Here is a 23,618-nt window from a genome sequence, read left to right on the forward strand (position 1 = left end):
TGTCAGGCGGCGTCGCTCATGCGGGCCACCCCGTTAATCAAGCGGCTTCCGTGTCGCCTGTTCTGGCATAGGCACCAAGAACGCGAGCAAGCTGCCCAGCCGGAGCCTGGGTGACGCCTGCGATGCGGGTTGCCGGGGTACTGATCATACCAACCAGCTGTGCACGCAGCTCGTCCAGAGATGGCAGGGAGGCCAGTGCCTTGACGCTATCAGCCGTAAGGGTCTGATTGCCAAGGGCACCACCAAGTACCACCAGCTTGTCATTCTTCTTGGCGAACTCGACCAGCACCTTCGCCACACCAACCGGCTCATCCGACCAAGAAATGGCCGTCGGGCCTTTAAGCAGCGGCGCAATGCCGTCGAACTGGGTCCCATCCAGAGCACGGCTGACCAGCCGGTTCTTCGCAACCCTGTATGTCGCACCTACAGCGCGGATGTTGCGGCGCAGTTCTGTCGCATCGGCAACCGTCAGACCCAGATTCTGGGTGACGACAACCATGGACGTGCTACCAAACACCTTGCTGAGGGACTCGACAAAGGCCCGTTTTTCCGTACGGTCCAAAACCTGTCTCCTCGTTAGTCCGATTGCTCGGACCAGGTTACCCATAGGCCCTGCCCTACCCAAAGGCACAACAGAGCCCGCTCGCCTGTCCATGATAAGGAAGACCGCATCGCACCCAGAGGGCCTGATACGCTCTGCCCGTCTCACGCCTGCGCCCGAAAAGGGCTTTAAGGGATGACACCCACATGCGTTCTAGGACAGGAAAGGAGCAGCCTAGGCTGCTCCAGAACACCACCCTGGAGGGTGGCGATTCCATAATCTCCCCTCAATCAGCCTTCAAAGCTGGAGAGATCGATACGCACACCTACCCCCATTGTGGAGGAAAGTGAAGCCTTTTTCAGATAAGTCCCCTTCGCACCGGACGGACGGGCCTTCTGGAGCGCATCCACCAGAGCCTTCACGTTCTCAGCCAGCTGGGACTCGGAGAAAGAAGCCTTGCCGACGCCAGCATGAACGATACCGGCACGCTCGGCACGATATTCCACCTGACCGGACTTGGCAGCCTCAATGGCACCCTTGACGTCCATCGTCACGGTACCGAGACGGGGGTTCGGCATCAGGCCGCGCGGACCAAGAATCTTACCCAGACGTCCAACCAGAGCCATCATGTCCGGGGTGGCAATGCAGCGATCGAACTCGATCTCACCAGCCTGCACCTTCTCGGCCAGGTCTTCCGCACCGACAACCTCGGCACCGGCGGCGGCAGCTTCCTCAGCCTTCGGGCCACGGGCGAACACACCGACACGCAGCGTCTTGCCCGTACCGTGCGGCAGGGAGATCAGACCACGGACCATCTGGTCAGCATGACGGGGATCAACACCGAGACCGATGGAGAATTCAACCGTCTCATCGAACTTGGCCGTTGCGTTGCTCTTCACCAGAGCGACAGCGTCGTTCAGGGAGTACAGCTTGTCACCATCAACCTTGGCGCGCAGGGCGGCAATACGTTTGTTCTTGGCCATGTTCTCAGCCCTCCACCACATCAAGACCGATGGAACGGGCAGACCCTGCCAGCATACGCACGGCACCATCGATGTCGTTTGCGTTCATGTCCTGGAACTTCTTCTCAGCAATCTCACGCAGCTGGGATGTCGTCACGGACCCGACGGAAGACGCACGGCCAACCGTCTGGGAACCCTTGGTGATCTTCGCTGCCTTCAGCAGGAAGTAGGTGTTCGGCGGCGTCTTCGTAATGAAGGTGAAGGTACGGTCCGCATAGGCGGTGATCACGACCGGGATCGGCATCCCCGGCTCAAGACCCTGCGTCTTTGCGTTGAATTCCTTACAGAACTGCATGATGTTCAGACCGCGCTGACCCAGCGCCGGACCGACCGGCGGAGACGGGTTAGCCTTGCCAGCCGGAATCTGCAGTTTGATGTAGCCAACTACTTTTTTGGCCATATCCGGGACTCCCTAATTTACAGTTCCCGAACCGTGGTTGAGACGGCAGGGATCATCCCCGCCTCCCACGTTCGACTGAGAGGGTGCCTAGACCATTCCCCCCATACCGTCAAGCAGGAATCAGGGGTGCGCTGGCACGGCAGCCGCCCCCGTCAGGTCACGTTCCGCAGCGGGTGGTTCGATCTCAGAACCCTTCTGCGGGGTTCCCACCGGCACCTCACCGGCGGGGCGGGCATGGTGCAGCCCCTCATACTGCAACGGCCCAATCGGATCGATGCTCTTTATGTCCGGCAGGAGCCTGTCCGACCAGCCGCCGCCAAGGGCACGGATGAGCCTGACCGTGGACTGGAGCTGCCGTGTCTGCGCCTGCACCTCCAGCAGGCGGGCCTTCAGCGCATCCTGCTGGGCCACCAGTGCATCCAGATAGTTCGTCAGCCCCCCCGTATAAAGAGCCATCGTCATGGCCTGTGTCCGCAGTGCAGCATCCACTGCCTGATGCTGCTGGAGCCGTTCCTGATGGTACAGGGCTGTCTGGCTCAGCCCATCCTCAACATCCTGAAAGGCCGCCAGAACCGTCGCCCGATAGGCGTCCACGCGTTCCCGATATTGCGACCAGGCCCGTTGCAGGGCCGCACGCCGCATCCCCCCCGTGAAAAGCGGCTCCACAGCCTGCACGGCCACCCGCCAGAACGCCTTGGAGATGCTGGCCAGATCAAACCCGGCATCCTCGAAGCCACCCGTCGCACTGATGGTGATATGGGGATAGAAAGCTGCCCGGGACACACCAATGGCCCGTGCAGCGGCAGCCATCTGCCGCTCGCTCATGGCCACGTCGGGCCGTCTCTCCAGCAGTGTGGATGGGATACCTTCCTTCACCCGGATGGTATCAAAATGCAGCCGGAAATCCTTGACCGGCTGGATGTGGAAACTGGCAGGCACCATGTTCACCATGACAGCAATGGCATGTTCCTGCACCTGCCGGGTCGCCTCCAGATAGCTCCTTGCCGCCTGTGCGGAGTACAGCTCATTCTCCGCACGGGAGACATCCAGCCCCGCACCAATGGCCCCACCCTGCCGCAACCTCGTGATCTCCACGGCCGTACGGAAATACCGTATGGAATCATCATAAACAGCCAGCTGGGCATCAATCCCACGCAGTGCCATGTAGTTTGATGCCAGCTCGGCCTGGAGACTCAGCCTCGTCAGTGCATATTCAGCAGCCCCGGCCTGCGCCAGATTTTTCTGCATGTGCGTCTGGTTGCGGATGGCATCCCAGAAATCCGGCTCCCACGTGGCGGCACCGCTATAGGCGACGTTGGATTCATAAATGGGCGTATTGTTGCTCCGCCGCAGGAAGAGCCGCCCATCAGACTGCTTGTTCCGGCTCATCTGCGCCCCACCGGCCAGCTGCGGATACAGACGACTTTCCGTCTCACGGGCGATGTCACGCTCCTGCGTGAAAACCTCCGCCGCTGCCTGAAGGTCCGGATTATAGACGTTCAGCCGCTCTTCCAGCTCATCAAGCTGGGGATCGTGGAACAGCTTCCACCATTCTCCCCGCACGACTGCATCGGCCGGCTTGGCATCCCCCATGATGCCTTTGCCTGCCCACCCCTCCGGGTAAATGAAATGTGGCCTGTGATAGTTCGGAGCCAGATCACATGATGTCAGAAAAAAAGAGAGCCCTCCTGCCAGAAGGGAGACCGTCTTCCACACCCCTGTTGCCATCAGTGCTGCCCCTGTTCCTGTCTGACAGGCGCAGAATCGGATGCCGTTGCCCCTCTTTCGCCCGGCTTTGCCTGATCATCAGGGCTGTTTTCCTCCGGTGGTGGCATCGCACCGACACGCCTCAGATCATTCGATGTCACATTCGGCACTGGCTTCTCAGTATCCTTGGGTTTGACATCATTATATCCACGGGTGGGTGTCACAACCCGGACCTCATCACCATCCAGCATGTCGGCTGTCGGATTGGCCACAATCTCATCATCCAGGGACATGCCGGAAAGAACCTGTGTCGTCATGCCAAAATTCGTACCGACCTGCACAGTCTCCAGCCGGACATGATGATTCACAACCTTGGCCACCTGCATCCCCTGGGCACGGAAGATGAGAGCACTGGTAGGCACAATCAGCACGTTCGGGTCGCCGGGAGCCTGAATATGCGCCGTGGCGTAAGAATTGGGCCAGAGCAGCCCATCAGGATTGTCCAGCACCAGCTCGGTCGTCACGGTCCGGGTTGCGGCATTGAAGGCATTGGCCGTGGCCAGAAAACGGGCCTTGAACACACGCCCCGGATATTGTGGCACGCTGAGCTCCGCACTGATGCGGGGCGAAATGACACTGGCAAAATCCTGCGGTACCGATACGAACACACGGATCCGATGCACATCCGCCACGGAAAACAGCTCGGCGATCGCCCCCCGTGAATTGAGATTGCCCCCGGCCGCGTTCACATAATCCCCGACATTGACCAGACGGGACGTCACGATCCCATCAAAAGGGGCTACGATACGTTTGAAATTCTCCAGCGCCTCCACCCGTTCAACTTCATGGGCGGCAGCGTCAAGCTCGGCCTTCTGGGCAGCGGCATTGGCAGCCTGCACATCCACCTCCTGCCGGGAGACGGCCTGTGTCCCCCGCAGAGCTGTCCAGCGCTGCGTGGTAATCAGCGCCAGTTTGTAACGGGCATTGATGACCTCATAATGCGCCTTGGCCGCTGCGTACTGGGCATCAATGCTCGGCGTGCTGACCTCCGCCAGAAGGTCGCCCCGCTTCACATGGGCCCCGTAATCCTTATACCACATCTTCACATAACCAGAGACCTGCGCATAGATCGGCGCCTCATACCAGGCTGCCAGATTGGCAGGCAGGTCCACGGTCCGGGTGGCAGGACCCGGCTGCGCCTTTATCAGCACGACACGGGCAATGGCACTGTCCTGCGCCTCCCGCACCAGCTCTCTCCTGTGCAAGGCACGCTGCACAAGCCCCAGTACAACCAGCCCTGCAAGCACCGCCAGAAGGATGAGAATCAGCAGGCGCCCCCTGCCACGAGCCGGAGATGGAGTCTGATGGGGGGACGGATTCATGAAGGTTCTCCTTCTGGAGTGGCCCGGTCACTCTTCGGGGCACCACCATGGATCAGGGCAAAAACGCAGGGGACAAACAGCAGCGTAGCCACCGTGGCCATCATCAGCCCGCCGATCACGGCCTTGCCCAGCGGCGCATTGGAGGAATTGCTGATGGACATGGGGATCATGCCGATCATCATGGCAAGGGCTGTCATCAGCACGGGCCGGATGCGTTCAAATCCGGCTTCCGAGGCGGCAAGAACGGCATTGCCGTGTTCCTCCAGCCGCTCCCGGGCAAAAGCCACAACCAGCACGGCATTGGCCGTGGCTGTCCCCATGCACATGATGGCCCCTGTCAGCGCCGGAACGGACAGGGTCGTATGGGTCAGGAACAGGCTCCACGCAATCCCGCCCAGAGCGGCAGGCAGAGCCATGACAATGACGAACGGATCCAGCCACGACTGAAAGTTCACGACAATGATCAGATAGACCAGCACGATGGAAAGCAGCAGCCCGCCAATCAGCTGGACATAAGCATTGTTCATCGTCACGACCTGCCCACGCACCACCATGCTGGACCCATGCGGCAGGTCAGGCCGGACGCTTTCCACCTCCCGGTTCACAGCACGGGACAGAGCCCCGAGGTCGATCCCCTCTGCCGCCACGTAGATGTCAAACACCGGCATGATGTTGTAATGGGAGACTTCCGCCGGTGTCCCTGTCTGTTCGATATGACTGACACCACCCAGTATCTGCATGGTCCCGTTCTGCGGGTTGCCATCCCCCTTGTCGAGCGGCATCTTCTCCAGGTCATTGAGGGTCTGGAGGTACATGGCCGGGGCCTGCACGTCGATCAGCTGTGAAGTGCCCTGCGGGTTGAGGTAATAAGTCTGCCCGACCTGCGAACTCCCCGAAAGGGTTGTCAGCACATTGAAGGCGATATCACGCTCCGTGATGCCGGTGCCCATGGCGAAACTGCGATGGGCATTGATGAGCATGGTCGGCTGGGTCATGGGTTGCTGGACACTGACATCCACCGCACCGGGAATTCTGCGCAGACGCTGGGCCAGACGGACGGCGAAGGCATAATTATGCTGGAGATCCCGCCCGACAATCTGGACATCAATGGGAGATGGCAGGCCAAAATTGAGAATCTTGGCTGTCAGATCGCCCGGCTGGAAGGTGAAGCCTATCCCCGGGAAAGCCGTGCTGAGGGCCGTACGCAGGCGCTTGCGGTATTCGGCGATCGGACTTTCATCATCCTCCAGCTGAATGGTGACATCACAGTCCTGTGTTCCTGTCGTGGGAGAGGGCACCATGGCCTGGTTCATCTGGCTCATCGGCAGGCCGCAGTTATTGACGATCAGCTTCACCTGACCCGGCAGGGCCTCACGGATTTTCTTTTCAATCAACCCGCTGAGTTTGGCACTTTCCTCAATACGGGTTCCGACCGGAGCCCGGAAATGCATCTGCATGGTCCCGGATTTGATCTCCGAGAAAAAATCCTGCCCGACAAAGAAAAGCAGAAGAAGAGACGCCAGCGCACCGGAGAGGAAAAGAATGATGAACCGGGCCCGTATCGCCAGTACGGCCAGAAGAACATCATGATAACTTTGGCGGAACCGCTCGAAATATGCCTCAAATCTCTCCTGGAACCTGCCAAAGAAACCCTTTTTCCGGCTGGCATGGTCAGGATGGCGCTGCTGCTCCACCTGTGCGGCCAGAAGCCAGTTCGCCATCGTCGGGACGAGCGTTCTGGAAAGAACGAAAGAGGCAATCATCGCAAAAATGATGGCCTCGGCCATCGGCATGAACAGCCATCCCGCCACACCTGTCAGCTCAAAGAGCGGGAACCAGACAATGCAGATGCAGGTGGTCGAAACGAATGTCGGGATGACGATCTGGTTGGCAGCATCGACAATGGCAGGCTCAAGCTCCTTGCCCATATGAAGGTGGGCATCAATATTCTCGATCATCACCGTGGCATCATCCACGAGAATACCGACAGCCAGAGCCAGACCGCCCAGCGTCATCACATTGATGGATTGCCCGGCCAGGCTGAGGCCAATCAGAGCCGAAAGCATGGCCAGCGGAATGGAAACCGCTACGATCACGGTCGAACGCCACGACCCCAGAAAGAGCAGAACCGTCAGGCTGGTCAGGATGGCAGCGGTGATCATTTCCCGCACCACATCGACCACGGATTCCTTCACGAAGCTGGATGCATCGGTGAGAATATCCATGCTTGTGCCGGGGGGAAGCGTCTTCTGGATATCCGGCAGAAGTTTCTTCACCCCGCTCACCACATCCAGCGTGGAAGCGTTCCCACTCTTCAGGATGACGATCATCACCGCCTGCTTGCCTCGCACCAGCACGGCGTTCGTCTGCGGCGGCCCACCCTTGTGGACCCAGGCCACATCCCGCAGATAGATGACGGAATTACCCACCTGCTTGATGGGCATCCGGTTGAAAGCGGCAATATCCATGGGGGCAGAATTGGTCCGCACCATGAAATCCATGGCACCGACCTTCTGATCCCCGGCCGGAAGCACGATATTCTGCCTGTTCAGGGCACTGGCCACATCCACGGCAGAGAGACGGTGCGCCAGAAGCTTCACCGGGTCGATATCCACCATGATGTCCGCTGCCACACCACCATAAGGATTGGGGATGGCCGTCCCCGCTACGGAAACCAGCTCCGGCCGTATGAGGTTGGAGGCCATGTTATAGACCTCCGAAGCGGACATGTTGGGATTGTTGACCTGCAGGGTCAGGACAGGGACGGATGATGCATCCAGTGCCAGAATGAGCGGCGGCGTGGCCCCGGTGGGCAGCTGCTTGATGACCGTCTGGGACACGGAAGTGATCTGCGTCTGGGCAACGCTGGTATCCGTACCGGGCTGGAAGAAGATTTTGACAATCCCACGCCCGTAATAGGAGTTGCTCTCAATGTGCTCGATATTGTTGACGGTCGCCGTCAGGGCACGCTCATAATAATAGACGATACGGCCTGAGACTTCCTCTGGCATCAGCCCTGTATAGGACCAGACAGCTGCCACCGTCGGAATCCTGATGTTGGGGAACACGTCCGTCGGCGTGCCCAGGATGGCCCTCACCCCGAAAATGAGGATCATGATGGACATGACCACAAACGTATAGGGCCGCCGCAGGGCGGTCAGGACAATGGCATTCATGACGGGCAGGACCCCATGTCGGACAGGGGCAGTCCCAGCATGAAGGCCCCCTCACCCATCCCTGCTTTCATTCGATAGGCTGTCTTCTCTGTCTCGATACTGCTGGGCAATCTGTCTCTCCACCTGGACGGGCCACAGGTGCCCGAAGGCCCCAACCCTGCGTCCGGGGGATTATAACGACGCAACCCAAAGAAAAAATGCTTTTCATCTGAAAAGATTTTTAAGAACACGGTTCCGTTACCAGCCTTTTATCTGCCACGGCCCATCACACCTCACCCTGCGCACTGGGCCTGTTCAGGAACCGGGAAAACAAGACGGAACACGGTTCCGCTGCCAACATCCCCCTGACGGTTCTCATCAATCACGAGACGGGCCTCATGCAGCCGGACGATGGCCGCCACAAGGCTCAGCCCCAGCCCGCTGCCGGGCACGTGGCGGCTCTTGTCTGCCCGGTAGAAGCGGCCCATCACGGCATCACGCTCCTCCACCGCAATACCAACCCCGGTATCCCGCACCTCGAACCACGGTTCCCCCAGCTCGTTCCGCCCTGCCCGTAGAGTGACAGCTCCCCCCTCCCCCGTGAATTTCAGAGCATTGTCCAGAAGATTGGCCAGAACCTCGTTCAGCAGGTCGGCATCCCCCCAAAGCTCCACGGGGCCTTCATGAGGTATCACGGACAGGGTCAGCCCCTGCGTTTCTGCATTGGGCTCGTACAGATCAGCCATGTCGGCAATGAGAGGCATGATATCCATGCGCCTGAAACCAGCCCTGCGCTGACCATTTTCAATCTCCCCGATCCTCAGCAGGGCCGTAATGACAGAAAAACACTGCTCGAGATCCCTCTGGCACAAAGCCATTGCCTGCTCGAAGCGGAGCTCCTCCTCCGGGGTCGATGTCAACGCCTGTACAAAACCGTTCAGGCGATCCAGCCGGGCCTGGACACGGGCCAATGGTGTACGGAGATCATGGGCAATGTCGTTGCCAACATCCCGCATTTCACCCATCAGCTGCTCCAGACGGTCCAGCATTCTGTTGACCGACCCGGCAAGACGGTCAAGATCATCATGACCGCGTCCGACAGGCAGGCGCTCCCGAAGCTGCCCCTTGACGATCTGCTCGATGGAATGATGCATCTTGGTGATGCGCCCCAACGCACGGCGGCTGAGGATCATCCCCGCCATGAGAGCAAACAGTACGACCGGAACCATGGAGAACAGGGCGCATTGCCGGGCCACACGCCGCAGCTCATCCACCATGTGGCGGGAGCGCCCCAATACCAGAAGGCGGGTCTTCCCCGGCTGCATCCCCGGCACTTCCACCACAAGAAAGCGCATGACCGTCACGGAATGATCCGGCAGGACAAAGGAAAGGTTCTGGGTAGAGGGACTGGCCGTAAGCCCTGCGGGCCACGTTGTCATGTCCCCGGCTATGGGGTGATGGTCCCTGTCGAACAGGGCGGCAGCATTCAGGAAGATGCGCAGCTCGCTCGTGCTGCGTTCTTTCAGCCGGACCTCCAGATCACCCGGGGCCTCCTGCATCAGGACCGAAGCAGAACGGCGCAGCAGGTCATTGGTGCGCAGCTGCTCATAAGTACTGATCTGCCCATAAAGCAGGATCAGCTCCAGCAGCATCCCCAGCACGACGACACAGACAAGCCCCAGCGTCAGCCGGAACGCCGCCGTGCGAAACAGGTCACTCCGGGACACGCAGGCAGAACCCGGCACCACGGATGCTGTGGATCAACGGCTCCTCGCCATCCCGGTCCACCTTGCGACGCAGCTTGCCGATATGCACGTCCACCAGATTGGTGCGGGGGACGAACCGGTAATTCCAGACATCCTCCAGCAGCATGGTCCGGGTCAGCACCGTATTGGGGCGGCGGATCATGTATTCCAGCAGCCGGAACTCCCGTGGCAGAAGGTCGATCTCCCGCCCGTCCCGTCGCACCCGCCGTTCCAGAAGGTCCATCTCCAGCGGCCCCAGCTTCAGCATGGAGGTACGGCCATAGATGGGACGGCGCAGCAGGGCTTCCAGCCGGGCGGCCAGCTCTTCCATCACGAATGGTTTTGTCAGATAATCGTCCCCGCCCGCCTTCAGGCCACTGATGCGGTCATCCACGGCTGACAGGGCCGACAGGACCAGAACCGGCATGGTCATGCCCTGCTCCCTCAGGGTCTCCAACACGCTCAGCCCGTCCATGCCCGGCAGCATGCGGTCCATCACCAGCAGGGCATAATCATCCCGGCGGGCCATCTCCAGCCCCTCGGTCCCTGTTGCCGCACGTGAAACCTCATAGCCACGCCCGCACAGATCCCCCACGATCTCTTCCGCAAGACTGTCGTCATCCTCGACAAGAAGAAGCTTTACCGGGGCCTGTCCCTCACCCTCCAGCGGAGCATCGCTGGGCCATGGCTGCCGTTCCATCTTCTTCATCTTCTTTTCCGCCGCCATCGCATCGCCCCTCCTCTGGCCACCATCACACACCAGACCGCCCTGCCGCAGCCTGTCCGGCCGCCACGCCACTGGCCCAGGCCCACTGGAAATTGTACCCTCCCAACCAGCCTGTCACATCCACGGCCTCTCCGACAACATACAGCCCCGGTACCGTGCGGGCCTCCATGGTCTGGGAGGACAGGTCTCTCGTATCCACACCGCCCCGCATGACCTCTGCCTTGGCGTAACCCTCCGTACCCGCCGGGTGGAGAACCCAGTCACTCACCTGCGCTGCCAGGGCACGCACCGCCTTCGCTGGCTGTTCCGCCAGCGGGCGGTCATCCAGCATTCCAGCGACCAACACCTTCACCAACCGGGCGGGCAGGGCCTCCAGCAGGGCAGGCGCATGGGCCTTCGGGCGCTGCTGGCAAATCCCCCGCATATCCTCATGAACATCACGCCCCGGAGCCAGATTCAGGCGCAGGGCTTCATGCCCGTCCCACCATGACGATATCTGCAGGATGGCCGGGCCGGACACACCCCGATGGGTGAAGACCATCCCCCCCGTGAAGACCGGCTTCTTCCGCCCGGCCAGCGAAGCCGTGACCTGAAGGGACACACCGGCAAGATTCGGCTGGGCCGCTTCAAGACGAAAAGGCACGAGGGCCGGAGCGGGTGGCACAATCCGCAGGCCGAACTGCCGGGCCAGCTTCAGGGCAATGTCGGTGGCGCCCAGCTTGGGCAGGGCCAGCCCCCCCGTTGCCAGAATGATGGACCGTGCCCGCACCGGCCCCTGTGATGTCTCCAGTGTGAAACTGTGACCATCATGGCTCACATCACTCAGGGAACAGCCCAGCTGGAACGTAACCCCGCCAACCCGACATTCATCTTCCAGCATGGAAACAATCTGCCGGGCCGATTCATCGCAGAAAAGCTGTCCCTCTTCCTTCTCATGCCAGCGAATACGGTATTTCTCGACAAGGGACAGAAAATCCTGCGGGCGGTACCGGGCCAGAGCGGAGCGGCAGAAACGGGGATTTTCAGAGCGGTAATATGTCCAGTCCGCCTTCAGGTTAGTGAAATTGCACCGCCCACCACCAGAAATGAGAATTTTCCGCCCCGGCTGATCGGCATGGTCCAGAAGGACAGTCCGCGCGCCCCTCTGCCCTGCCGTGGCAGCCGCCATCATGCCAGCTGCCCCCGCCCCCATGACGGCCACATCCCACATCACCATGTCTGCCCCACGCCCTTCATGACCCGTCAGAAATCAAGATCGGCATAATGGGCAGGTGGTTTCACGCCGCTGACACGGTCACCCAGAAGATCACGGAAACAGGGGCGGGACTTTATGCGGGCGTACCAGTCCCGCACACACGGAGCCCGGCGCCAGTCGATATCACCCAGAAAATCCAGGGCGGAAATATGGGCCGCAGCCGTAAAATCTGCCGCTGTCAGAACAGAACCGCCCAGCCATGTCCGTGTTTCGGCCAGATAGCCAATGTAATCCAGATGGAAACGGAGATTCTTGTACCCTGCCTGAAGAATCTTCCCATCAGGATGCCCCTGCCCGAAAAGACGCTTCTCCACCTTTTCCCCCAGAAGGTTGACCATGACTTCCTGCTGGAAGAGCCGCTCAAACCAGTCCATGAGGCGGCGGACTTCCACCCGTTCAGCCAGATTGCGCCCCAGAAGAGAGGTCTCCGGGTAGGCATCCTCCAGATATTCGGCAATCACACGCCCGCCAGGCACGACCATGCCACTGTCCTCCACCAGAACGGGCACCTCGCCTGCCGGATTCAGTTCGTGAAACCGTTCGTTCTGCTCCCACGTCTTTTCCACGACGAGCTCAAACGGCAGCTTCTTCTCTGCCAGCATGAGCCGCACAAAACGCGATTGCGGAGACAGGGGTAAGTGATGCAGTATACGCATATGTTTTTCCTACGGCATTTTTGCATCAGGGAACAGAGACCATTCCAATCAGTCCAGACACAACCACGGTGATCCACAGTTCATGTCCAGCCCATCAGCATCTCCGTCGTTTCATCCGTCAGATGCGTCCGCAGTGCAAGCCCCAGGTACCAGCAGAATGACCATCCGTGCCCGGGGCCGGTCTTTCCTGGCACTCATTCTCTCCCCAGAAGCCCCGCTGAAGGACTGGCTGGCCGGACTGGATGAGCATATGAGGCGCGCCGCCGGGTTCTTCAACCGCCAGCCCGTCATTCTGGACCTCAGCCTGCTGGATGAAAATACGGAAGGACTGGCCGGTTTCCAGCAGGAACTGCGCCAGCGCCATATCCATCTGATCGGCATTGAGGGGGGAGATCGCCACTGGGCAGCCCTCCAGTCATGGGAGTGGCCCATCGAACTCCAGGGCGGGCGCCCGAGCGGGCCCGTGAACCTGCCCGATGGCGAAGAGCCGCAGGCGGCCGAGCCCGCCACTGCGAACCTGAGCGAACCGCTCATCATCAACCGGGTCGTACGCTCTGGCCAGTCCATCCAGAATCCCGATGGGGACGTCATCGTGCTGGGGGCCGTCTCCTCTGGTGCGGAGATCATTGCCGGTGGGTCCATCCATGTTTACGGGCCGTTGCGCGGGCGGGCCATTGCCGGGGTGGACGGCCATCCCCAGGCCCGCATCTACACCGCCAAGATGGAGGCCGAACTGCTCGCCATTGACGGTTTCTACATGGTGGCCGAAGAAATGCCGGAAGACTCCGTGGGGAAAGCCGCACAGGTCTATCTGGAACAGGAACGGCTGAATGTGACTCCCCTTCAGGCAGGGACTGTCAAAATATGACTTTTTCCTTTTTGAAAAAAGAAAACTGCCCACTTGTGACACAGAATGTCTTATCAATGCTTAATCATCACTGTAGAGTATGAAGCAACAAGGTAAGGTTCCCTTTTACTGAACCTTAATCATCTGCAATAATGTCCACAAATAAGGCTCATGAGCCGACTGCGGGAAAGCTAAAAATTTCATGGCAAAGATCGTTGTTGTTACATCCGGCAAAGGGGGCGTTGGCAAAACGACAACAACAGCCGCCCTTGGGGCCGCCTTGGCGCGAAGCGGACAGAATGTGGCTGTGGTCGACTTTGACGTCGGGCTCCGCAACCTGGACCTCATCATGGGGGTCGAACGGCGGGTCGTGTTCGACCTGATCAACGTCATCCAGGGGGAAGCCACACTCCATCAGGCCCTGATCCGTGACAAGCGCTGTGATACCCTGTCCATCCTGCCGGCCTCCCAGACCCGGGACAAGGACGCCCTGACAAGCGAGGGCATAGAACGGGTGATGAACGAGCTGCGGGAGCGCTTCGACTGGATCCTCTGTGACAGCCCAGCCGGCATTGAGCGCGGGGCCCAGCTGGCCATGCATCATGCCGACCACGCCGTGATCGTCACCAATCCGGAAGTCAGCTCCGTCCGTGACTCTGACCGCATCATCGGTATGCTCGACAGCCAGACAGCCCGGGCACAGAAAGGTGAGACGGTCGAGAAGCACCTGCTTCTGACACGCTACGACCCGAGCCGGGCCTCCCGTGGTGAGATGCTGAGTGTTGAAGATGTCGTGGGCATCCTCTCCCTGCCCCTGCTTGGCGTCATTCCCGAAAGCGAAGATGTCCTCAAGGCCTCCAACGTCGGGGCTCCGGTCACTTTTGCCTCCCCGGAGAGCGTCCCTGCCCTGGCCTATTTCGAAGCCGTGGCCCGCCTGGAAGGCAAGGACATCCCCGTCACCATCCCGACCGAAAAACGTGGTCTGTTCGACCGCATCTTCAAAAAGAGGGGATCATGAGTTTTCTGGACAGCTTCTTTTCCCGGAAACGCCCCGAGGCAAGCAGCAATGTAGCACGGGACCGGCTGCAGATCCTGCTGGCGCATGAGCGGCAGGCGCAGGAAGGTGGGGACTCAACCCTCCTCCGGACTCTCCATGCTGAAATCCTTGAAGTTCTGGCACGTCATGTCTCCATTGATGAAGACAATGTGCAGATCAAGATGGATCGGGGGCAGAAATGCTCCAAGCTGGAGATCGACATCCAGGTCCCGCAGAGTGGCCTGCGGGCGCAGGTTTCCACCATGACCCCCAATGAGGACCTGTAGTACTCCCTTTCCCTTGACCATACCTTGTGCGGGGCCTGCCCCGCCACTGTCTCCCTATGCCTGACAGGGATGCTGCCAGGCCGGTTTCTGCAGTCTTCGCTGCTCCGCTCCCCAGAGGAGCTTTTTCTGTCCCATAATGAACGATTCATCATGGTTCATTATGTGTCCAGGACAGCACAGTACGGCGCCTTTCATGCAACAGGTGCCCTGTCACACCCTCTATCCCATGGTCTTGAAGACGACTGTTCTATATCAGACAGGCGCATAGATGTTTCTATTTTTCACTATGAAGAATAGGAGTTTGCCCGGATGATCCCCCGTGTGCAAGGTCCTGCTTCACCTGCTGGAAAGTTGGTCTCTGATGCGTTCCCTGCCTCCTTCACGTCGCCTGACTACCCTCCCCTCCCTGCTTGGCATCGGGCTGGGCTGCATGACGGCTCTATCCTCCCAGGTCAAGGCGGCAACCAGAGACCAGACCGTGGCACCGGCACAGGAAAAAATATCTGCCACAGGAAAGCCCAAACCCATCACCAGGCGGCAGGCCACCACCCCGTTGCGTCAGAAACACGTCCAGCAGATGCCCGGCGGAACGGAAACACTCATCGTCACAGGGACACGGGAGATCGGGAAAAAGGCCCGTGATTCCATTGCACCCATTGATGTCGTCTCCAGCCGGCAGCTCACCAGTACCGGCCAGCCAACCCTGCGGGATGCCATGCAGCTCCTGCTGCCATCCCTCACCGTCCCCACAGGCGGCTTTGATACAGGCGCCCTGACGGATTCCATCAGCCTGAGGGGACTGAGCTCCAATGAGACGCTGATCCTCGTCAATGGGCACAGGCGGCACACCACGGCCAACATCTATGCCGATTCCGGGCCGCAGCAGGGCACGACCCCGACCGACATCGACATGATCCCCCTCTCTGCCATCGATCACATCGAAGTGCTGCGAGATGGTGCCTCGGCCCAGTACGGATCGGATGCCATTGCCGGAGTAGTAAACATCATCCTCAAGAAGCAGGATCACGGACTGACGATCCGGTCCAACAGCGGCATCACCAGCAAGGGCGACGGCTACCAGCAGGGCATCTTCATTGATGGCGGGGCCTCCTTCGGGGAGGACCGTGGCTTCATCCATGTCAGTGGCGACCTCGTGCATCAGGACCACAGCTTCCGCTCCGGACCGGACAGCCGGACCGGAACAACCATCAACAAGATCCTGAGCCAGCCGGAACAGACCCGGGAGTCCGTAGCCATCAATGCAGGCTATGACATCACCAACACGCTCCAGCTCTACAGCACGGCCACCTATGCCCACCGCCATGCGGAGGCCTTCCAGAATTACCGTCTGCCCTCATCCCTTGCCAGCACACCCGGTTACGCCGCCATCTACCCGGACGGCTATTCCCCCCTCCAGACGCTGGAAGAAAATGATTTTGAAATCACGGCAGGGCTGAAAGGCCGTCTGGCAGGCTGGCACTGGGACCTGTCCAGCACGTACGGGCGGGATTTCGACAATATCGGCCTGAAGAATGACGCCAACAAGGCCCTTCCCGCCTCCGCCCTGCAAACCACCTACAACAGGGTGCAGGGCTTCAATGACACGCAGTGGAACAACGAACTGAACCTGAACAGGAAGCTCAATCTGTCCTTCTGGCCCCACAGCATCAATCTCGCCGGAGGGGCCGGATACCGTTATGAAGCCTACTCCATTGCTGAAGGCTCCAGTGCCAGTACCTATGGCGGCGGCACCAGCCTGGCCCTCGCCGGAACAAGCCCCCGCAGTGCGGGCAACTCCAACCGTGACGTGGTCTCCGGTTATGTCGACATTTCCACCCATCTGACAAAGCACTGGCAGCTGGACATGGCCGGACGGTACGAACATTACACCGATGTCGGCAACACGCAGACCGGCAAGATTTCCACCCGTTATGACGTGTCAAGGAGGCTTGCCTTCCGGGGGACATTCAGCAACGGCTTCCACGCTCCCACACTGGCGCAGGAACATTATTCCGCCCTGACCCTCTCCCCGACCGTGGCCCGTGGGCTGGTGGCCGCCACCTCTCCCGGAGCCCTGGCCAGCGGGGCCCAGCGTCTGAAACCGGAGCAGAGCACGAATGTGGAAGGGGGCATCATTGCCGAACCCTTCAAAGGGCTGCATGTCACGACCGATTTCTACCAGATCGACCTGCGGGGCCGCATCCTGCCCGGGAACAACCTCTATGGTGTGGAAGCCGCCAACATTCTGGCAGCCAACGGCATCACCGACCTGCCCGCCAACATCACGAACAACAATCTGTCCACCCAGTGGTTTGCCAATGTGGCGAACACCCGCACGCAGGGCATGGACATGACCATCACCTACACCACGAAACTGCGCCACGCCGGGCGCATCAACTGGGATGCCGCCATCAACCTGAACCGCACCAGACTGCGCCATCAGGCGACCCGCAGCGACGGCACGCCGGTCCTCAACGCCCCCAGCCGGGCCTACATCACGACTGCGTATCCCCGCAGCAAGATCATCTTTGGTGGCACATGGGTATCCCCGGCGCATCGCTGGGCCGTTGCCCTACATGAAATCCGGTACGGGCAGACGACCTCCGCCCTGACCTATTACCGGAACAACAATACCTCAACGGCCTCGACCACCAACTACCTCCAGTTCCATAACAGACCGAAATGGACGACCAATCTTTCGGTGACGTACAACATCAACAAAATCTGGAGTACAACACTGGGCGGGAACAACATCTTCGCCGCCTTCCCCAGCAAGGTGCCTCATGGCAACCGTTATCTGGGAGCCGCCAAATACTACCTGAGCACATCCCAGCTCGGCATCAATGGCGGCTACTATTATCTGGATGTGTCAGCCCACTTCTGAAAAGTGGGCCAGACGGTCACATCTCGGCCCATGTCCGCAGCAGGTTGTGATACACGTTGGTCAGCCGCAGGACCTCCGCATCCTTGGGGCCGTGGCTCTGGGTCAGGGCCATGATGCTCTGGTCAAGGTCGAACAGGATGGACCGGTGCTCCTGCGAGCGGATGACGGACTGCGCCCAGAAAAAAGATCCCCAGCGGCTGCCCCGTGTCACCGGAGTGACCGTATGCAGGGCCGTGGTGGGATAGACAATCATGTCCCCCGCAGGCAGGCGCACCCGCTTTTCCTCTGACGGCCCATGAAGGACCAGCTCGCCCCCGTCATATTCATCAAGATCGGAAATGAAAAGCGTGCTGGACACGTCCGTACGGATGCGGTGCCCCGTACCGGGAATGGGCCGCAGGGCGTTATCGACATGCGCCCCGAAATTCATCCCCACATCATAACGGTTGAAGAGCGGCGGCACGAGACGCAGGGGCAGCACGGCACTGTTATAGAGCGGGTTCGTGCCCAGCTTGCGCAGGACAAACGTGGAGAGCTCCTTCCCCAGCGGGCTGTCTGGAGCGATCTGAAGATTGTTCTTCACACTGCCAGACTGTGACCCGGCTGTTCCCCGGCCATCCACCCATTCTCCCGCGGCCAGACGGGACCGCAGGTCAGCCAGCTCTTCTGCCGAGAGAACTCCCGGAATATGCAACATCATGAGATCATGCCTTTCAGGCAGGCCAGCAGCCCCGCCACCTACAGGAAAAGGAGCAGACAGACCTGCCTGCTCCATGTGAAACCTTCACACCATCATCCACCGGTTTCAAGACCGGACATGCAGAAGGCATGGCCGGCCCCGACACTCAGTAATCCATGGTCAGACGGCCAAGGAATGTCCGCCCCGGTGCGGGCGTGGCATAGCCGCTGAAGAGACTGTTGTAGTTCAGCCGATTGGCCAGATTGTACCCGTTGAGAGAGACCTGCCAGTGCCGCCCGAAATGATGGGAAATGACGGTGTCAAAATCCACATTGGCAGGCACTTTGGAGGTATTGTTGTTATCCAGATACACTTTCTGACGCCATGTCAGACCACCACCGATGGTGAAGTTCCACGGCGTACCGGGGAAGGCCTCATAGGCGGACCAGAGGGTCGCCTGATTGTGCGGCACGTACTGGATCTGGTTATGCATCCGCCCGCCACCATTGGAGGATGTCTTCGGGTCATACAGGGCGTAAGTGGCCGTGATGTTCCAGCCCGGCAGGATCATGCCACCAAGGGAGAGTTCCATGCCCTGGTTGCGCTGCTGGGCACCCGTGTTAATGGTGGAGTTGGAGACCGGGTCTGTCGTCAGGGCATTGCTCTTGTCCAGACGGAAAAGCGAGATGGTGGCCCCCAGGCGGTCATGCAGCAGACTGAACTTGCTGCCGACCTCATACAGGCGGGCACGCTGCGGGCGTGTATCCACGGTTCCCTTTGATCCCGGACGGACCGGCACGGCCCCGCTGGTCACATACATGCCCGTCGGTGTGGTGGAGCTGGCATAGGTGAAATAGACCGTCTGCCACTTCGTCGGTGTCAGCACAAGGCTGGCCGTCGGGTTGAAGGTGTTGGTCGTCTGCGGGAAGCTCCTGTCCGGGTTGTTCGGCAGTTCGGACAGGCCGGACGTCCGGTAGTTGCTCTGCCAGCGGTCCCAGCGGAACCCGCCCTTGATGGATGCCCAGTTTGTCAGCCAGATCTGGTCATACAGGAAAATGCCCGTGTCGAACCCATACCCGCGGCTGTTCGGCTTCTTGCCGATACCGGCAATATTGGGCATGGAATTGGCCTGTGCGGAGACACGGCGCACCATGGCATCCGGCACATTGTGCGGGTCTGGATACAGCATGTTGGCGGTCGGCACCGCCTTAGTGAGGGAAGCACCCTCATAGGTATCCTGATGACGGGAATCATGGACATATTCCATGTCAAACCCTGTCACGACCTGATGCCGCAGGAACCCTGTCTTGAAGTCGGCCTGCAAGGAGGCGACGTCCTGGAAGGACCAGCTGTTCTGCTTGTAGGGCAGCGGCACGCTCCCGTTGGTGTTGCGGGTGATCACACCGGCACCGTAATTGCCACTGTTCAGCGCATTGACGCACTTCGTGCCGCACTGCACCTTGGAGGCCTCAAAGTCACGGCTGTACTCACCGAAGCGCAGATCATTGTGGAATGTCAGATGATCGTTGAAGATGTGCTTCAGGCGCAGCGTCTCCATCGTGTCATCGGTATGATTATGGTCCTGCTGCTTGCCGTACCAGTTCTGCCGGGGCACGCCATATTCCGAGATCGGCCGCCCATAGGCGGACCCACGGGCCTTGACGACCGGCATCCCGTAATCCGGGATGCTGTTATCCGTCTCATGCATCACCTGAAGCACGACGGTCGTCTTCGTCCCCAGCCCGAAGGCCACGGATGGCGCAATGCCCCAGCGATGATCCCAGACATGGTCCCGCCCGACCACATTGTTGGACGCCCCCAGCCCTTCCAGACGGAAGGCCGTGGTGTCGTTGATCCGCTTGTTCACATCCACCGTGCCACGGAAATAATCCGCTGACCCGCCACTGAAATCCACGTTGTAATGGTCGTTGACCGTCGGCGTCTTCGTCACGACATTGATAGCACCACCGGTCGTTCCGTTACCGAAAACCTGTGAGGACGGCCCCTTGATGACATTGACGGAATCATAGTTGAAGCTGTCACGGGAATAGACACCGAAGTCCCGCAGGCCATCTTCGTAGATGTCATTCTGTGCCGGGAACCCACGGATGAGAAACTGGTCCCCGTTGAGACCACCGGCCCCTTCCCCGACGGAAGCCGTGATGCCGGGGACGTTGCGCAGGGCCTCATCCAGAGACTTCGCATTCTGCTGCTTGATCAGTTCCCGGGGAACGACATCAATGGTCTGCGGCGTGTGCATGACATCCTGCGGCATACGTCCCATGTCGTTGCCTGCATGCATCGTGTTGAACGGATGACCGATGACATGGATACGCTCCACCTGCGTTGCCTGCACACCATCCTGTGCCGCCCGGGATGCAGATGTTCCGGCTGTTGTCTGTTCCGCATGTGTTCCATCTGATGTGGCAACGCCATCCTGATGCAGGGCTGTTGTGTCAGCAGCATAGGCCCCCCCAGCGACACCACCCAGTGTCAGGACAGCCGAAGCCGGCTTGAGGCATTGATGGATAAAACGACTCATACAAAGGTGCTCCACATCAGGGTAATACGACCTCCACCAAGGAGAGACACCTTCCATAGATGATAATTATTCTCAGTTTCAAACCATAAAAATCATACCAAATCGTTTACAGATAAGATTGTGTCTTAATTGCCACAATATGACACACCATTACCATAATGGCTGTTTCCTGCTGTTTTTCAGCATGTTGCTACCTCCACTCCCATGTTGTGAACAGGTATTGCCGATTATTTCTTAGAAATGACAGGATAAACCGAACACAAAAACAGGAGCCCGTTCCCCAGCCCCAATGCGGAGCCATACCTTCAGGCCGGACAGTATGTCCGGCCTGAAAAAACAGCTCAGTAATCCATGGTCAGACGGCCAAGGAATGTCCGCCCCGGTGCAGGGGTAGAATAGCCACTGAAGAGCGTGTTGTAGTTCAGCCGGTTGGCCAGATTGTACCCGTTGAGAGAGACCTGCCAGTGCCGCCCGAAATGATGGGAAATAACGGTGTCAAAATCCACGTTGGCGGGCACCTTGGAGGTATTGTTGTTATCCAGATACACACCCTGCCGCCATGTCAGCCCCCCACCGATCGTGAAGTTCCATGGCAGGTTGGGGAAGGCCTCATAAGCGGACCAGAGAGTCGCCTGATTATGCGGCACGTACTGGATCTGATTATGCATGGGCCCGCCATTGTTGGAAGATGTTTTCGGATCATACAGCGCATAAGTGGCTGTGATGTTCCAACCCGTCAGGATCATCCCCCCGAGGGAGAGTTCCATGCCCTGGTTGCGCTGCTGGGCCCCCGTGTTGATGGTGGAGTTGGAGACCGGGTCTGTCGTCAGGGCATTGTCCTTGTCCAAACGGAAGAGCGAGATGGTGGCCCCCAGGCGGTCATGCAGCAGGCTGAACTTGCTGCCGACCTCATACAGGCGGGCATGCTGTGGCCGGTTATCCACCGTTCCTCCATTCTTGCCCGGCCGGACCGGCACGGCCCCGCTGGTCACATACATGCCCGTTGGTGTGGTGGAGCTGGCATAGGTGAAATAGATCGTCTGCCAGCTGGTCGGTGTCAGCACGAGGCTGGCCGTCGGGTTGAAGGTATTCTTCGTCTGCGGGAAACGCTTGTCCTCATTCGGGACGGGGCGGTTTTTCTCATTCAGGGTCGTCTCTGGCCCACCTGTTACGGTGTACCCACTCTGCCAGCGGTCCCAACGGAACCCGCCCTTGATGGACGCCCAGTTTGTCAGCCAGATCTGGTCATACAGGAAGATGCCCGTATCAAACCCATAACCATGATTGTCCGGCTTTCTGCCCAGCCCGGCAATGTACGGCATGCTCTTCGGATTCTCCCCTCCCGGCACACGACGGGCCTGTGCATCCGTTACCTCATGCGGATTGGGATAGAGCAGATTGGCCGCAGGAATGGTCCCGGCATAGACGTCCTGATGACGGGAATCATGGACATATTCCATGTCAAACCCTGTCACGACCTGATGCCGGAGAGACCATGTCTTGAAGTCGGCCTGCAGGGACGCAACGTCCTGGAAGGACCAGCTGTTCTGCTTGTAGGGCAGCGGCACACTGTTGCCCGGCGTCGTGCGATTGACCAGCCCCTTGCCAAAATCACCGCCATTGATCGCATCAATACAGCCAGCCCGGCACACGACCTTCGAAGCTTCAAAATTACGGCTGTATTCACCGAAGCGCAGATCATTGTGGAAGGTGAAATGCCGATTGAAAACATGCTTCAGCCGCAATGTTTCCATCGTGTCGTCGGTGTGATTATGGTCCTGCTGCTTGCCAAAGAAATTGTGCCGCGGCACGCCATATTCAGACAAAGGCCGCCCATAAGCCGACCACTTTGTCTTGATGACCGGCATCCCGAAATCTGGCACGCTGTTATCTGTCTGGTGCATCACCTGAAGAACAACGGTCGTCTTCGTCCCCAGCCCGAAGGCCACGGATGGCGCAATGCCCCAGCGATGATCCCAGACATGGTCCCGACCCACCACATTGTTGGACGCTCCCATGCCTTCCAGACGGAAGGCCGTCCTGTTATTGATGGTCTTGTTCACATCCACCGTGCCACGGAAATAATCCGCTGACCCGCCACTGAAATCCACGTTGTAATGGTCATTGGCCATCGGCGTCTTCGTCACGACATTGATGGCGCCGCCAGTCGTTCCGTTACCGAAAACCTGTGAAGACGGCCCCTTGATGACATTGACGGAATCATAATTGAAGCTGTCACGAGCGTAGACACCGAAGTCTCGCAGGCCATCTTCGTAGATGTCATTCTGTGCCGGGAACCCACGGATGAGAAACTGGTCCCCATTCAGGCCGCCAGCCCCTTCCCCGACGGAAGCCGTGATGCCGGGGACGTTGCGCAGGGCCTCATCCAGAGACTTCACGTTCTGCTGCTTGATCAGTTCCCGAGGGACGACATCAATGGTCTGCGGCGTGTGCATGACATCCTGCGGCAGACGCCCCATGTCGTTGCCTGCATGCATCGTGTTGAACGGATGACCGATGACATGGATGCGCTCCACCTGCGTTGCCTGCACGCCCTGCGTCTGGGCATCATTGACAGAAGGCGCTGGTGTCGTCGTTTCCTGCCCTGTAGGCGTGCTTTCTTCCTGATGGGAGGCAGAAGCAGCCAAAGCCCCCCCTGCCATGCTCCCTAAAGTCAGCACCGCTGAGACCGGTTTTAGACATTGATGGATAAAACGACTCATGGAAACAACCTTTGTCCTGAAAGGGTCACG

The 23,618-nt window shown here is 59.3% G+C and carries 17 protein-coding genes; 4 read left to right on the plus strand and 13 right to left on the minus strand.

What is annotated here, in order from left to right:
- Positions 1–37: 37 nt before the first annotated feature.
- From rplJ to DTQ13_RS02115, 10 genes are all read right to left on the minus strand, one after another.
- A complete protein-coding gene (gene rplJ, locus DTQ13_RS02070) occupies positions 38–562 on the minus strand; it encodes a 50S ribosomal protein L10 (protein ID WP_043557820.1) in 525 nt (174 codons plus the stop codon).
- A gap of 269 nt (positions 563–831) precedes the next feature.
- A complete protein-coding gene (gene rplA, locus DTQ13_RS02075; RefSeq protein ID WP_043558313.1) occupies positions 832–1,524 on the minus strand; it encodes a 50S ribosomal protein L1 in 693 nt (230 codons plus the stop codon).
- Positions 1,525–1,528: 4 nt separating this feature from the next.
- Positions 1,529–1,963: a 50S ribosomal protein L11 gene (rplK, locus tag DTQ13_RS02080; RefSeq protein WP_043557819.1), complete on the minus strand. Its 435-nt coding sequence runs from the start codon at positions 1,961–1,963 to the stop codon at positions 1,529–1,531.
- Positions 1,964–2,083: 120 nt separating this feature from the next.
- Entirely contained in the window at positions 2,084–3,691 is a 1,608-nt protein-coding gene (locus DTQ13_RS02085; protein ID WP_192848441.1) for an efflux transporter outer membrane subunit, read from the minus strand.
- The gene (locus tag DTQ13_RS02090; protein WP_248460980.1) at positions 3,691–5,052 is read right to left on the minus strand and encodes an efflux RND transporter periplasmic adaptor subunit; all 1,362 of its coding nucleotides are present in this window, start codon (positions 5,050–5,052) and stop codon (positions 3,691–3,693) included. The genes DTQ13_RS02085 and DTQ13_RS02090 overlap by 1 nt, the downstream gene beginning before the upstream one ends.
- Entirely contained in the window at positions 5,049–8,228 is a 3,180-nt protein-coding gene (locus tag DTQ13_RS02095) for an efflux RND transporter permease subunit (RefSeq protein WP_086431268.1), read from the minus strand. Before DTQ13_RS02095 ends, DTQ13_RS02090 begins: the two co-directional genes overlap by 4 nt.
- A gap of 272 nt (positions 8,229–8,500) precedes the next feature.
- Positions 8,501–9,934 carry a HAMP domain-containing sensor histidine kinase gene (locus tag DTQ13_RS02100; protein ID WP_043558309.1) on the minus strand — a complete coding sequence of 478 codons (1,434 nt, stop codon included), beginning with the start codon at positions 9,932–9,934 and terminating at the stop codon, positions 8,501–8,503.
- Positions 9,921–10,652: a response regulator transcription factor gene (locus DTQ13_RS02105; RefSeq protein WP_052348917.1), complete on the minus strand. Its 732-nt coding sequence runs from the start codon at positions 10,650–10,652 to the stop codon at positions 9,921–9,923. The genes DTQ13_RS02100 and DTQ13_RS02105 overlap by 14 nt, the downstream gene beginning before the upstream one ends.
- 52 nt (positions 10,653–10,704) lie before the next feature.
- Positions 10,705–11,889 (minus strand): aminoacetone oxidase family FAD-binding enzyme, encoded by a 1,185-nt coding sequence (locus DTQ13_RS02110; RefSeq protein ID WP_103765282.1) that lies wholly within the window; start codon positions 11,887–11,889, stop codon positions 10,705–10,707.
- Between the two features lie 32 nt (positions 11,890–11,921).
- Positions 11,922–12,590, minus strand: coding sequence for a glutathione S-transferase family protein (locus tag DTQ13_RS02115; protein WP_043557811.1), 669 nt, complete (start codon positions 12,588–12,590; stop codon positions 11,922–11,924).
- Between the two features lie 157 nt (positions 12,591–12,747).
- On the opposite strand from DTQ13_RS02115, the gene minC reads away from it, so the two are divergent.
- The 4 genes from minC (at position 12,748) to DTQ13_RS02135 (ending at position 17,644) form a co-directional block, all read left to right on the plus strand.
- Positions 12,748–13,458: a septum site-determining protein MinC gene (gene minC, locus DTQ13_RS02120; RefSeq protein WP_103765221.1), complete on the plus strand. Its 711-nt coding sequence runs from the start codon at positions 12,748–12,750 to the stop codon at positions 13,456–13,458.
- Positions 13,459–13,639: 181 nt separating this feature from the next.
- Positions 13,640–14,455: a septum site-determining protein MinD gene (minD, locus tag DTQ13_RS02125; RefSeq protein WP_081562853.1), complete on the plus strand. Its 816-nt coding sequence runs from the start codon at positions 13,640–13,642 to the stop codon at positions 14,453–14,455.
- Positions 14,452–14,760 carry a cell division topological specificity factor MinE gene (gene minE / locus DTQ13_RS02130; RefSeq protein WP_043557807.1) on the plus strand — a complete coding sequence of 103 codons (309 nt, stop codon included), beginning with the start codon at positions 14,452–14,454 and terminating at the stop codon, positions 14,758–14,760. The genes minD and minE overlap by 4 nt, the downstream gene beginning before the upstream one ends.
- 361 nt (positions 14,761–15,121) lie before the next feature.
- The gene (locus DTQ13_RS02135) at positions 15,122–17,644 is read left to right on the plus strand and encodes a TonB-dependent siderophore receptor (protein WP_248460982.1); all 2,523 of its coding nucleotides are present in this window, start codon (positions 15,122–15,124) and stop codon (positions 17,642–17,644) included.
- Positions 17,645–17,660: 16 nt separating this feature from the next.
- On the opposite strand, the gene DTQ13_RS02140 is transcribed toward DTQ13_RS02135, so the two are convergent.
- From DTQ13_RS02140 to DTQ13_RS02150, 3 genes are all read right to left on the minus strand, one after another.
- Positions 17,661–18,344 carry a Fe2+-dependent dioxygenase gene (locus DTQ13_RS02140; RefSeq protein WP_043558305.1) on the minus strand — a complete coding sequence of 228 codons (684 nt, stop codon included), beginning with the start codon at positions 18,342–18,344 and terminating at the stop codon, positions 17,661–17,663.
- Positions 18,345–18,489: 145 nt separating this feature from the next.
- Entirely contained in the window at positions 18,490–20,865 is a 2,376-nt protein-coding gene (locus DTQ13_RS02145) for a TonB-dependent siderophore receptor (protein ID WP_248460984.1), read from the minus strand.
- A gap of 341 nt (positions 20,866–21,206) precedes the next feature.
- On the minus strand, positions 21,207–23,528 hold the full coding sequence (locus tag DTQ13_RS02150) for a TonB-dependent siderophore receptor (protein WP_248460985.1): 2,322 nt from the start codon (positions 23,526–23,528) through the stop codon (positions 21,207–21,209).
- Positions 23,529–23,618 lie beyond the last annotated feature (90 nt).

Origin of the sequence: Parasaccharibacter sp. TMW 2.1888 (assembly GCF_023167265.1) — a bacterium.
GTDB lineage: Bacteria > Pseudomonadota > Alphaproteobacteria > Acetobacterales > Acetobacteraceae > Bombella > Bombella apis.